Consider the following 11,942-nt stretch of genomic DNA (forward strand, 5'->3'; position numbering starts at 1 on the left):
CTGCCCCGCGGCTGTCTATGAGTTCGCCAAGAACGAGGATGGCACCGATCGCCTTGTCATCAATGCGCAGAACTGCGTGCATTGCAAGACGTGCGACATCAAGGACCCGACGCAAAACATCGTCTGGGTCACGCCCGAAGGCGGCGGCGGGCCGAACTACGCGAATATGTAAGGAAAAGAGCCGCGTACTGAACCGCACCCCAAAAGTTGGACACCGATCCAACCTTTGGGGTGTTTTTCATCGGGAAGTACAGCGCGCAGTTTCAGCAGCCCACTCGAATCAAGGTGCGCTGGCGGCAATCTTCGGCGTGGCCACGTTCACATCGCCGCACTGCGCACGATGACGCAACGCGTGATCGATCAACACGAGCGCCAGCATGGCCTCGGCGATCGGCGTCGCGCGAATGCCGACGCACGGGTCGTGCCGCCCGAACGTCTCGACGACGGCCGGCGTGCCTTCCTTGTCGATCGAGCGGCGCGCCGTGCGAATGCTCGAGGTCGGCTTGATCGCGATCGATACGGTGATGTCCTGCCCCGTCGAAATGCCGCCGAGTACGCCGCCCGCACGATTGCCGACGAAGCCCTCGGGCGTCAGCTCATCGCCATGAACCGAGCCGCGCTGCGCGACGCTTGCGAAGCCGGCACCGATCTCGACGCCCTTCACGGCATTGATACCCATCATCGCGTGGGCAATGTCGGCATCCAGACGATCGAACAGCGGCTCGCCCCAGCCGGCCGGCACACCCGTAGCCACGGCGTTGATGCGCGCGCCGATCGAATCGCCGTCCTTGCGCAGCGCATCCATATAGGCCTCGAGTTGCGGCACGATCTGCGCATTCGGCGCGAAGAACGGGTTTTCGGATACATGCGACCAATCGACGAACGGAATGTCGATCTCGCCGAGCGCGCTCATATAGCCGCGCACCTCGACGCCGAATTTCTCGCGCAGCCATTTCTTCGCGACGGCGCCAGCCGCGACAGTCGGTGCCGTCAGCCGCGCCGACGAACGCCCGCCGCCGCGATAGTCGCGCACGCCGTACTTTTGCCAGTAGGTGTAATCGGCATGCCCGGGACGGAACGTTTGGGCGATGTTGCCGTAGTCCTTGCTGCGCTGATCGGTATTACGGATCAACAGCGCAATCGGCGCGCCCGTGGTGATGCCTTCGAACACGCCCGAGAGAATCTCGACCTTGTCGTCTTCCTGGCGCTGCGTCACGTGCCGCGACGTGCCGGGCTTGCGGCGATCGAGTTCGCCCTGGATGTCGGCCTCGGAAATCGCCATGCCCGGGGGGCAACCGTCGATCACGCAGCCGATGGCCGGCCCGTGCGACTCGCCGAACGTCGTGACGGTGAAGAGCGTGCCGATAGTATTGCCGGACATGGAGGTGGCCTCGGGAGAAGTATTGAGCAAAGCGATATTATGCCCTGCCCCGTGCCCGAGACGTCCTGTGGCCGTGCGATAGACGTCCTACAGCGTCCCATCGCCGCCGCATCGGCACCGTCCTAGGTTCGGCCGGCGGCGGGCTCCGACGGGCTCGCTAGCGCCGTGCCCCGCGCAGCTCGGCAACGATGGACTGCAGCGCCTCGGGGGTGGCCGCCCCCGGTTCGAGCGGCTCGGCCACGGCCAGCGTCAGACGGCTCATCACGCCCTTGTTCACCGGGCGCGGCCAATGCGCATCGGCGTGACGCGAAAACACGCTGCCCCACAGGCCGCGCAGCGCCATCGGAATGACGGGCACGGGCGTGCGCTCGAGGATCTGCGTCACACCGTGGCGGAACGTGTTCAACTCACCATCGCGGGTAATCTTCCCCTCGGGAAAGATGCAGACCAGTTCACCCTCGGCCAACGCCTGCGCGCATGCGTCGTAAGCCTTGGCGAGCATCGCCGGGTCATCGTGCGCGGGCGCGATCGGGATGGCTTTTGCATGACGAAAAAGCCAGCCCGCAACCGGCGAGCGAAAGATCCGGTAATCCATGACGAATCGAATCGGCCTCGGACTCTCGGCCATGATCACGACCGCATCGACATAGCTCACGTGATTGCAGACAAGCACCGCCGCCCCTTGCTCGGGGATGCGCTCGGCATGCACGAGCCGAATCCGATAGAACGTATGCACGAGCAGCCACGCAACGAACCGCAGCAGGAACTCAGGCACGAGCGAATAGATATAGGCGGCGACGAGCACGTTCAGCAGCGCGGTAACCGCGAAGAGCCCGGGGATGCTGACGCCGAGCGAAGTCAGCCCGATCGCCATCAACGCCGAAACGATCATGAAGAACGCGTTGAGAATGTTGTTCGCCGCAATGATGCGGGCCCGGTGCGTCGGCTGGCACCGGCTTTGGATCAACGCGTAGAGCGGCACGCTGTAGAAGCCGCCGAACATCGCGAGCAGGAACAGATCGGCGAGAATCCGCCAATGCCGCGCATGCCCGAGAAACTCCGCGACGCCGATGAGCCGCCCCGTGGGCGCAATGCCGTGGCTGGCCCAGTAGAGATCAAGCGCGAACACGCTGATGCCGATCGAGCCGAGCGGCACGAGCCCGATTTCGACGCGGCGCTTCGAGAGCCGCTCGCATAGGAGCGAGCCGGTTCCGATCCCGAGCGAAAACGTGGCGAGTAGTACCGTGACGACATCGGGATCGGCCGACAGAACGTCCTTCGCGTAGCTGAAGAACGACGTCAGGAAAGTCGCGCCGACGAACCAGAGCCAGGAAATGCCCAGCAAGCTCAAGAAGACGGTGCGGTTCTCCCTCGCGAGCGCCAGGTTACGCCAGGTCTCGGTGATGGGATTCCAGTTGATCCGCAGTTCCGGCTGCGACGAGGGCGAGGCGGGCACCCGGCTCGAAGTGGCGCGCCCGGCCAGCGCCACGGCGAGGCACACGCCGGCCAGCAGCCACGCGCCGTGCACGGGTGCGGCCGCGGCGGCGCCGCCGATGATCGTGCCGATCAGAATCGCCACGAACGTACCCATCTCGAACAGGCCGTTGCCGCCGACGAGTTCGCGGTCGTCCAGATGCTGCGGCAGATAGGCGTACTTGACGGGCCCGAACAGCGTCGAATGCACCCCCATCAAGAGCGTGCAAAGGTAGAGCAGCGGCGCATGGTGGGTGACGAAACCGGCCCCACCGATCAGCATCACGGCGATCTCGAACGTCTTCACGAAGCGCGTGAGCGTCGCTTTGTCGTATTTATCAGCGATCTGCCCCGAGGTGGCCGACAACAGCACGAAGGGCAAGATGAAAATTGCCGAGATCAGGAAGGCGGCCGTCTTCGCATCGACGCCCGAAAAACGGGCGGTTTGATAGGTCACGAGCGAAGTGAAGCCCACCTTGAAAACGTTATCGTTCAGCGCGCCGAGAAATTGCGTCCAGAAGAAAGGAGCGAATCTCCGCTCGCGAAAAAGCGAGAATTGAGAGGGATGTTCGCGCGGCGCGCGCCCCGGCGCCGAGGCAGCGGGCAACGGTTGGTCGCTCATGCGTCAGCGCGTCTCCGTAGACTGCCCTTCCTCGGGCCAATCGCGGATGTACGCCTTCAGCATCCGGTTCTCGAAGCCTTGTTCCTCGACGACGGCCTTGGCCACGTCGTAGAACGAGATCACACCCATCAGCGTCCGGTTTTCGATGACCGGCAGATAGCGGACGTGATGCTCGAGCATCATGCGCCGCACTTCATTCACGTCCGTTTCCGGGGTGCACGTGATCGGATGATCGTCCATGACCTTGCGGATCGTGACCGAGCCGACGCTGCCGTCGTTCTTCTTCAGCGTGAGAATGATTTCGCGGAACGTCAGCATGCCGACGAGATCGCCGAATTCCATGACGACGAGCGAGCCGATGTCATGTTCGGCCATCGTATTCACCGCATCGTGCAGCGCGGTATCGGGCGTGACCGTAAACAAGGTATTGCCCTTGACCTTCAGGATGTCGCTGACTCTCATGTCTCTCTCCCGGTGATGCTTGAGTGGATCGGCCGATCCTATCGGAAAGACCTGTAAAAAGAAAGCGAGGCGCCCACCAACCGGACCGGCGCGCTGGAGCGCCGCCCCCATTCGATCGGGCGCCGGCCGATGTTACGATGGCCGCCACCGTAACCTTTGCCGGCCCCGCCCGGCCGATGTCATGTCCGCCAACCGCTTCGATACGCTCGCGCTGCATGCCGGCGCGGCCCCCGATCCCGCGACGGGCGCGCGCGCCACGCCCATCTATCAAAGCACGGCCTTCGTCTTCCGCGACGCGGATCACGCAGCGGCCCTGTTCAACATGGAGCGCGCCGGCCACGTCTATTCGCGCCTCTCGAATCCGACGGTCGCCGTCTTCGAGGAGCGCGTCGCCGCGCTCGAGAACGGCGTCGGCGCGATCGGCACCGCGAGCGGCCAGGCCGCGCTGCATCTGGCCATCGTCACGCTGATGGGCGCAGGATCGCATATCGTCGCCTCGAGCGCGTTGTACGGCGGATCTCACAATTTGCTGCACTACACGCTGCGCCGCTTCGGTATCGAAACGACGTTCGTCAAGCCGGGCGATCTGCCCGCCTGGCGTGCGGCCGTGCGCCCGAATACGCGCCTATTCCTGGGCGAAACGCTCGGCAATCCGAATCTGGACGTACTCGATATCGCGGCGCTCGCCGAAATCGCGCACGCCCATTCGATTCCGCTGCTCGTCGACTCGACGTTTACGACACCGTTCCTGATCAAACCCTTCGAGCATGGCGCCGATTTCGTCTATCACTCGGCGACGAAATTCCTCGGCGGCCACGGCACGACCATCGGCGGCGTGCTCGTTGACGGCGGCACGTTCGATTTCACCGCGTCGGGCCGGTTTCCGGAATTCACCGAACCCTACGACGGCTTTCACGGCATGGTCTTCGCCGAGGAAAGCACCGTCGCGCCGTTCCTGCTGCGCGCCCGCCGCGAAGGGCTGCGCGATTTCGGCGCCTGCCTGCATCCTCAAGCCGCGTGGCAGCTGCTGCAGGGCATCGAAACCTTGCCGCTGCGGATGGAGCGGCACGTCGCGAACACGCGCAAGGTTGTCGAGTTCCTCGCCGCGCAGCCGGCCGTCGAATCGGTTGCCTACCCCGAACTCGAGTCGCATCCCGACCATGCGCTCGCCAAGCGCCTGCTGCCGCGAGGCGCCGGCGCGGTTGTCAGCTTCAATTTGCGCGGCGATCGCGCGGCCGGCCGCCGCTTCATCGAAACGCTGACGCTGTTCTCCCACCTTGCCAACGTAGGCGACGTACGTTCGCTCGTCATCCATCCGGCGTCGACGACGCATTTCCGCATGGATGCCGCCGCGCTCGCCGCCGCGGGCATCGCAGAGGGCACGATCCGGCTTTCGATTGGCCTGGAGGACCCCGACGACCTGATCGACGATCTCAAGCGCGCCCTGAAAGCCGCAAGCAAGAGCGAGGGCAAACCCGGTCCGAGCTCCGGCGCACCCTCGGCGAAGGAGCCGGCATGAACCTGACCGTCCAAGGCAAGACCGCCTATGCCTACACCGGCGGCAAGCGCTTCGACCCGGTGCTGCCGACAGCCGTCTTCGTGCACGGCGCCCAGCACGACCACAGCGTCTGGGCCCTGCAAAGCCGCTACTTCGCGCATCACGGCTTGAACGTGCTCGCCGTCGATCTGCCCGGCCACTGCCGCAGCGAAGGGCCGGCGAAGACGTCGATCGAGGCGCTGGCCGACTGGCTCGCCGATCTGCTCGACGCCGCGGGCGCGCCCGGCGCGCTCGTCATCGGGCACAGCATGGGCTCGCTCGTGGCGCTCGATTTCGCGGCCCGGTACCCGGCTCGCGCATTGGGCGCCGCGCTCGTGGCGACGGCGGTGCCCATGGCCGTCTCCGACGCGCTGCTCGACGCCGCGCTCAATCGCGAACCCGAGGCGATCGAGCTCGTGAACCGCTGGTCGCACTCGACGATCGCCGCCAAGCCGTCGTGCCCGGCGCCGGGCTTCTGGCTGCACGGCGTCAATCAACGCCTGATGGAACGCGTTTCGGCGCGCGGCGAACCGAACCTGTTCCACACCGACTTCGCCGCGTGCAACGGCTACGCGCACGGCCTGGAACGGGCCGCGCAAGTGCGCTGCCCGGTGCGTCTCGTGTTGGGCGCAAAGGACATGATGACGCCCGCGCGCGCTACCCGTGCGCTCGTCGACGCGCTCAAAGCCGCGGGCGCGCCCGTGGACGTCGTCACGCTGGACGCCGGGCACGCGCTGATGAGCGAGCAGCCCGACGGCACGCTGGACGCGGTTTATACGTTCGCGCGATCGGCCGCCGCGATGCAACGGACTTGACGATACGCGGGCGAAGGCGGCTTCGCCATTAGACCGAACGGCCGAGTTGCACCTTCGCCGCGATCGCCGGACAATGGTTTCGTCAGCCGGGCGTTTTGGCGGCAGCGGCGGCAACTGCAACAGCCGCACCGGCAGATTGCGCATTGCTGCGGTGCAACTCGCCGCAGCCGATGCGCCTCACCCGCGCAAAACGGAGGAAGCGATGAGTCACGGTGCTCACACGGTCCAATTCGCAAGCTTCGCCGAGTTCTATCCGTTCTACCTCGGCGAGCACCGCAACACGGTCTGCCGCCGCCTGCATTTCGTCGGCTCGCTCGGCGTGATCGGCTGCTTGGCGATGGCCGTCGCGACGGGCGGCTGGCTCTGGCTGCCGGCCGCCGTCGTGTGCGGCTACGGCTTCGCCTGGATCGGCCACTTTTTCTTCGAAAAGAACCGTCCCGCCACCTTCCACCATCCGCTTTACAGCTTGATGGGCGACTGGGTGATGTTCAAGGACATCTGCGTGAACAAGATTCCGCTGTAGCGGCGCATGGATCACAAGCGTTCGGGCAGCGGGAGGACATTCGCCGTGCGCGCCCCGGCGCGGGGCCCGATCGGAGCGGTACGTCGGCGCCTAGGCGTCCTGGTGCCGATATCGCTCAAGTCCGATGCGGTTACGCTCGGTACGTCGGCGCCTAGGCGGCCTGATGGGGCCAAGGCGCACTCGCCGCCGGCTGGCCGGCGGGGCCAGGGACGCCGCGAGCGCCGCGCGCCGCCACCAGCGTGGCGATCGTCAGCTCGTGCTTCGGATTGTGCAACGCGTCCAGCAGCATGGCCGTGTCGACGCGCGTCGAATCGAGGCGCAACTGATATTCGAGCTCGGGCCGGTCGATGATGAACGTATCGAACAACCGTCTCACGGTGAGCTGAGTCGGATTCGCGATCAAGACGAAACGCTGCGCGTTGTCGTCGGCAAGCCGCGTGATCCACTCCCGGCGGGCCAGCTTGCCGAGCAATCGCGTGACGGTATCGAGATCGCAGCGAACCATGCGCGCCAGCTCCATCGGGGTGAGGCCCGGCCGGCCCGCCTCGCGCGCTTCGTCCAAGCGCACGAGCATTTCCAGCGCATCGAGCAGGTCGCTGCCCGCGTAGCGCCGCCGGTAAAACTCGCCTGCGCGAATCGCGGGAAGTGCCGACACCAGCGTCGCGCCCGCTAGCGTGATGAACCAGCACAGATAAACCCACAGCAAGAATAGCGGCACGAGCGCGAAGGCGCCATAGACGGCCGCGTAAGTCGGCATGCGGCGCACGTAAAAGCCGAAACCGCGCTTGGCGAACTCGAATGCGATGGCGGCTGCCAATCCGCCCACGACCGCATCGCGCCATTGCACGGCGCAATTGGGCAGGTAGACGTAAAGCAACGCGAACGCGAGCGCGGTCAATGGCAAGGCGGTGCCCGTCAGCACCCATTCGAGCAATACCGGCACGTGCCGGTTCGCCATCAGGCTCGAGCCGAAAAGATAGGACGAGATCGACAAGCTCACGCCAATGAGCAACGGGCCGAGCGTGACGATCGCCCAATAGACGAGCACGCGCTGCGCGAACGGGCGCGGTTTCGCCACGCGCCAAATCACGTTGAATGCGGATTCGACCGTCATCATCGTCATCACCGACGTGACGAACAGCACGATCATGCCTGCGGTCGTCAGCCCTTTCGCCTTCGACGCGAACAGGTTCAAATACTTGAAAATCTGACTATTGATCTGATCCGGCATCAGATGCTGCGCGAGAAACGTCTGCAGCGACACCTGGAATTGGGCAAAAATCGGGAACGCCGTGAACAGGGCGAACGCGACCGTCGCGAGCGGAACGATCGCGAGCATCGTCGTAAACGTCAGGCTGCCCGCCACTTGAGCGATGCGGTCTTCGCCGCTGCGCTTCGCGGCGAAACGCGCCAGACGTTTGAGCGTGTCCAGTTCGGAACTGAGCGTCCGCAAGAATCGTTCTCCTATTCGTTCGATGACCGAGCGGGCGCGCCCGGCCAGGCTAGGTGCGACGGCGCTCCAAGGCGAGCGCGGCGGCGTGCCCCTATAATAAGCCGCTCACGACCCATGCTCATGAAAGACATTCTCGTACTCTATTACAGCCGTCACGGCGCGACGCGCGATTTGGCATTGGCCGTTGCTCAAGGTGTGGACAGCGTGCCCGGCATGCAAGCACGTGTGCGCACCGTGCCGGCCGTATCGGCCGTGAGCGAAGCGACCGAACCCGCCATTCCGCTCGACGGCCCACCCTATGCGGAACTGCGCGATCTCGAAGAATGCGCGGGCCTCGCGCTCGGTTCGCCGACGCGCTTCGGCAACATGGCCGCCTCGCTGAAATATTTTCTCGACGGCACGACGCCGCAGTGGATGAGCGGCGCGCTGGCCGGCAAACCGGCCTGCGTCTTCACGTCCACGAGCAGCATGCACGGCGGCCAGGAATCGACGCTGCTCTCGATGATGCTGCCGCTGCTGCATCACGGCATGCTGATGCTCGGCATTCCTTACACCGAAAGTACATTGGCGACGACGCAAACCGGCGGCACGCCCTACGGCGCTTCGCACGTTTCCGGCGTCGGCGCCCGCGAATCGGCGCTTTCGGCCGACGAAAAAACCCTTGCCGTCGTGCTCGGGGCCCGGCTGGCACGCACGGCATCGCTGCTGGCCGGCCGGCCATGACGATGCCCGGCGGCGCGACCCGGCCCTCGGCCCCCATGCCTGTCGCCGCGCGCGGCCAATGGGCGCTCGGCGCAACGCTGGCGCTTGCAGCCCTGATCGTGCTCGCGATCGCGTGGGAGTGGTGGCTCGCACCGCTACGCCCGGGCGGATCCGCGTTCGTGCTCAAGGCGGTGCCGCTCGCGTGCGCGCTGCCCGGCGTCCGGCGGCGCAGCCTCTATACGCTGCAATGGGCCTCGATGCTCGTGCTGCTTTACCTGGCCGAGGGGATCGTGCGCGGCATGACCGACGGCGGGATGTCGGCGCGGCTCGGCTGGATCGAAACGATACTCGCCACGATCTTCCTCGGCTGCGCACTCGCCTATGTCGCGCCGTTCAAGCGGGCGGCACGCGCGGCTCGCCGCAATGCCGATGCCAACGTCGACACCGCCGGCTAGTTCCAGACCACGACCATGACCGACCATCCTTCAAACGCTTCAGTAGCTTCAGCCGCTTCGGCCGATGCCGACGCGTTCGTCGCCGCCTGCCGCGACGCCATCGGCGCCGCGCATGTTCTCACCGACCCGCACGACACGGCGCCGTTCCTGACCGATTGGCGCCGCCGCTACACAGGTGCCGCCCGTGCCGTGCTGCGTCCCGGCACAACGCAGGAAGTCGCCGCGATCGTCAAACTTGCGAACACGCATCGCGTCGCGCTCGTGCCGCAAGGCGGCAACACCGGGCTCGCGGGCGGTGCGACACCCGATGCCGCGGGCGGTCAAGCCGTCGTGAACCTCGCGCGCCTGAACCGGACGCGCGCGCTCGATCCGTCCAACAACACGATTACGGTCGAGGCGGGCGTCGTTCTGGCCGAGGTGCAAAACCAGGCACGCGCGGCGCAGCGTTTGTTCCCGCTCAGCCTCGCCGCGGAAGGCAGCTGCACGATCGGCGGAAACCTCTCGACCAATGCCGGCGGCACCGCCGTGCTTCGCTACGGCAATACGCGCGAGTTGTGCCTGGGCCTGGAAGTCGTGACGCCGCAAGGCGAGATTTGGGATGGCCTGCGTGCGCTGCGCAAGGACAATACGGGCTACGACCTCCGCGATCTGTATATCGGCGCGGAAGGCACGCTCGGCATCATCACGGCCGCCGTCATGAAGCTGTATCCGCTGCCGGCCGCGAACGTCACAGCACTGGCCGCGCTGCCCTCGCCGCATGCCGCGCTCGATTTTCTCGCGCTCGCGCATCGCTGCGCGGGCCCGCTGCTGACGGGCTTCGAATTGATGTCCGATTTCTGTCTGCGTCTCGTCGGGAAGCATTTCCCGCAGTTGCGGTACCCGTTCGCCGAGCCGCATGCGCAGATCGTGCTGCTCGAACTGTCCGACAACGAAAGCGAAGCCCATGCGCGCACGCTGTTCGAACAGATGATGGAACAGGCGCTCGAATCGGGCCTCGTCGAGGACGCCGTCGTGGCGGAGAATCTCGCGCAATCGCGCGCGTTCTGGGATCTGCGCGAACATATCCCGCTCGCGCAAGCCGAGGAAGGCCTGAACGTCAAGCACGACATCGGCGTGCCGATCTCGCGCATCGGCACGTTCATCGAGGAAACCGACGCGGCCATCGCGCAAGCCGTCCCCGGCGCGCGCATGGTCACGTTCGGCCATCTCGGCGACGGCAACCTCCATTACAACGTTCAGGCGCCCGAAGGCGTCGACGCGCCGGCATTCCTCGCGCAATACCAGGCGCCGCTGAACCGTATCGTCTACGACAGCGTGCATCGCCATCACGGTACGTTCAGCGCGGAACATGGCCTTGGGCAGCTCAAAGTCGACGAGGCGACGCATTACAAGGCGGGCGTCGAGATCGCGCTCATGCGCACGCTCAAGACGGCGTTCGACCCGCTCGGACTGATGAACCCCGGCAAAGTGCTACGCTAGGGCACTAGGCATCATCGAAGGGCGAGCAGCCGTGCAAAACGGTACGGTGCGCGCTCAGCCCCCGCCCATCAAGCCAACGGGTGTCTCGTGAAGATACGCGTGTTGTCAGACCTGCACCTCGAGTGCGACGAGCCCGAAGCGATCCCCCACGCCGAGGCCGACCTCGTCGTCCTCGCCGGCGATATCCATAACCATGCGGAAGGCATCCGCTGGGCTGCCGAGTCCTTCGATGCCGACGTCCCGGTCGTCTACGTGCCCGGCAATCACGAGTACTACGATGGCGAGTTCGGGGCACTCGAAGTGGCGATGCGCGACGCGGCGGCAGGCGCCGATAACGTTCATTACCTCAACAACGACGCGTTGATCGATCCCGACGGCCGCTGGCGCGTGCTCGGCACGACGCTATGGACCGATTTCGAGTTGTTCGGCGCGAGCGAGGCCACGATCGCCGCGTCGGTTGCCGCCGCCGAAAAGGTCATGCTCGATTTTCGCGGGCCGATACAGGTGACGTGGCCGTCGGGCGCCGCGGGCACCCCGGCCGAGCGCGACAACCCGCGCCTGTTCACGGCGGCCGACACGCTCGCGCTCCACCGACACGCCCGCGCGTGGCTCGCGCGCGAACTCGCCAAGCCGTTCGCCGGCAAAACCATCGTCGTCACGCATCACGCGCCGCATCGCGCGAGCCTGGCCGAGCGCTTCGCGAACGATCTCTCTTCGGCCGGTTTCATCAGCCATTTGACCGACCTCGTCGGGCCGCCCGTCGCGTTGTGGATACACGGGCATACGCACACGCCGTTCGATTACGTGGCGGACGGCACGCGTATCGTCTGCAACCCGCGCGGCTATGTCGACCGGCGCCGCAATCGCATCGAAAACCCGCTCTACGTCTGGGACAAAATCGTCGAACTTTGAGGCCGCTGGGTACGTCGATCTTCGGCGTTCGGCGTTCGGCGTTCGGCGTTCGGCGTTCGGCGTTCGGCGTTCGGCGTTCGGCGTTCGGCGTTCGGCGTTCGGCGTTCGGCGTTCGGCGTTCACGTTCC

12 protein-coding genes are annotated in these 11,942 nt (G+C 65.7%); 8 read left to right on the forward strand and 4 right to left on the reverse strand.

The features are described 5' to 3' along the window. A partial coding sequence (locus tag DWV00_RS27040) for a 4Fe-4S dicluster domain-containing protein (protein ID WP_181885593.1) occupies nt 1-172 on the forward strand: 172 nt, incomplete at its 5' end. A gap of 108 nt (nt 173-280) precedes the next feature. Here DWV00_RS27040 and aroC read toward each other — a convergent pair. The 3 genes from aroC to DWV00_RS27055 form a co-directional block, all read right to left on the reverse strand. After that, nucleotides 281-1,381, reverse strand: a complete 1,101-nt coding sequence (gene aroC, locus DWV00_RS27045; protein WP_115536710.1) for a chorismate synthase — start codon at nt 1,379-1,381, stop codon at nt 281-283. A 157-nt stretch (nt 1,382-1,538) separates the two neighbouring features. Beyond that, nucleotides 1,539-3,476: an MFS transporter gene (locus DWV00_RS27050; protein WP_115536711.1), complete on the reverse strand. Its 1,938-nt coding sequence runs from the start codon at nt 3,474-3,476 to the stop codon at nt 1,539-1,541. A 3-nt stretch (nt 3,477-3,479) separates the two neighbouring features. Further along, nucleotides 3,480-3,938, reverse strand: a complete 459-nt coding sequence (locus DWV00_RS27055) for a CBS domain-containing protein (RefSeq protein ID WP_115536712.1) — start codon at nt 3,936-3,938, stop codon at nt 3,480-3,482. A 181-nt stretch (nt 3,939-4,119) separates the two neighbouring features. Between DWV00_RS27055 and DWV00_RS27060 the strand changes: the two genes are divergently transcribed. From DWV00_RS27060 to DWV00_RS27070, 3 genes are all read left to right on the forward strand, one after another. Next, nucleotides 4,120-5,457 carry an O-acetylhomoserine aminocarboxypropyltransferase gene (locus DWV00_RS27060; RefSeq protein WP_115536713.1) on the forward strand — a complete coding sequence of 446 codons (1,338 nt, stop codon included), beginning with the start codon at nt 4,120-4,122 and terminating at the stop codon, nt 5,455-5,457. Further along, nucleotides 5,454-6,290, forward strand: coding sequence for an alpha/beta fold hydrolase (locus tag DWV00_RS27065; RefSeq protein ID WP_115536714.1), 837 nt, complete (start codon nt 5,454-5,456; stop codon nt 6,288-6,290). Before DWV00_RS27060 ends, DWV00_RS27065 begins: the two co-directional genes overlap by 4 nt. A gap of 202 nt (nt 6,291-6,492) precedes the next feature. Next, nucleotides 6,493-6,813, forward strand: coding sequence for an Mpo1-like protein (locus tag DWV00_RS27070; RefSeq protein WP_115536850.1), 321 nt, complete (start codon nt 6,493-6,495; stop codon nt 6,811-6,813). 151 nt (nt 6,814-6,964) lie between these two features. On the opposite strand, the gene DWV00_RS27075 is transcribed toward DWV00_RS27070, so the two are convergent. Beyond that, nucleotides 6,965-8,266 (reverse strand): YihY family inner membrane protein, encoded by a 1,302-nt coding sequence (locus tag DWV00_RS27075; RefSeq protein WP_115536715.1) that lies wholly within the window; start codon nt 8,264-8,266, stop codon nt 6,965-6,967. A gap of 120 nt (nt 8,267-8,386) precedes the next feature. Here DWV00_RS27075 and wrbA point away from each other — a divergent pair, with 120 nt between their 5' ends. The 4 genes from wrbA (at nt 8,387) to DWV00_RS27095 (ending at nt 11,814) form a co-directional block, all read left to right on the forward strand. Further along, entirely contained in the window at nt 8,387-8,989 is a 603-nt protein-coding gene (gene wrbA, locus DWV00_RS27080) for an NAD(P)H:quinone oxidoreductase (RefSeq protein ID WP_115536851.1), read from the forward strand. A 2-nt stretch (nt 8,990-8,991) separates the two neighbouring features. Continuing rightward, nucleotides 8,992-9,423, forward strand: coding sequence for a DUF2069 domain-containing protein (locus DWV00_RS27085; RefSeq protein WP_425452848.1), 432 nt, complete (start codon nt 8,992-8,994; stop codon nt 9,421-9,423). 15 nt (nt 9,424-9,438) lie between these two features. Beyond that, complete coding sequence (locus DWV00_RS27090; RefSeq protein WP_115536716.1) at nt 9,439-10,902, forward strand: FAD-binding oxidoreductase; 1,464 nt, start codon at nt 9,439-9,441, stop codon at nt 10,900-10,902. A gap of 87 nt (nt 10,903-10,989) precedes the next feature. Next, nucleotides 10,990-11,814 (forward strand): metallophosphoesterase, encoded by an 825-nt coding sequence (locus DWV00_RS27095; RefSeq protein ID WP_115536717.1) that lies wholly within the window; start codon nt 10,990-10,992, stop codon nt 11,812-11,814. Nucleotides 11,815-11,942: the final 128 nt, after the last annotated feature.

It is taken from the genome of Trinickia dinghuensis (assembly GCF_003367175.1).
GTDB classification, from domain to species: Bacteria; Pseudomonadota; Gammaproteobacteria; order Burkholderiales; family Burkholderiaceae; genus Trinickia; species Trinickia dinghuensis.

Coding starts and splice junctions, on each gene's coding strand:
- DWV00_RS27085 (WP_425452848.1), top strand. CDS start 8,992: ATGCCCGGCGGCGCGACCCGGCCCTCGGCCCCCATGCCTGTCGCCGCG.
- DWV00_RS27050 (WP_115536711.1), bottom strand. CDS start 3,476: ATGAGCGACCAACCGTTGCCCGCTGCCTCGGCGCCGGGGCGCGCGCCG.
- DWV00_RS27065 (WP_115536714.1), top strand. CDS start 5,454: ATGAACCTGACCGTCCAAGGCAAGACCGCCTATGCCTACACCGGCGGC.
- DWV00_RS27090 (WP_115536716.1), top strand. CDS start 9,439: ATGACCGACCATCCTTCAAACGCTTCAGTAGCTTCAGCCGCTTCGGCC.
- DWV00_RS27060 (WP_115536713.1), top strand. CDS start 4,120: ATGTCCGCCAACCGCTTCGATACGCTCGCGCTGCATGCCGGCGCGGCC.
- aroC (WP_115536710.1), bottom strand. CDS start 1,381: ATGTCCGGCAATACTATCGGCACGCTCTTCACCGTCACGACGTTCGGC.
- DWV00_RS27055 (WP_115536712.1), bottom strand. CDS start 3,938: ATGAGAGTCAGCGACATCCTGAAGGTCAAGGGCAATACCTTGTTTACG.
- DWV00_RS27070 (WP_115536850.1), top strand. CDS start 6,493: ATGAGTCACGGTGCTCACACGGTCCAATTCGCAAGCTTCGCCGAGTTC.
- wrbA (WP_115536851.1), top strand. CDS start 8,387: ATGAAAGACATTCTCGTACTCTATTACAGCCGTCACGGCGCGACGCGC.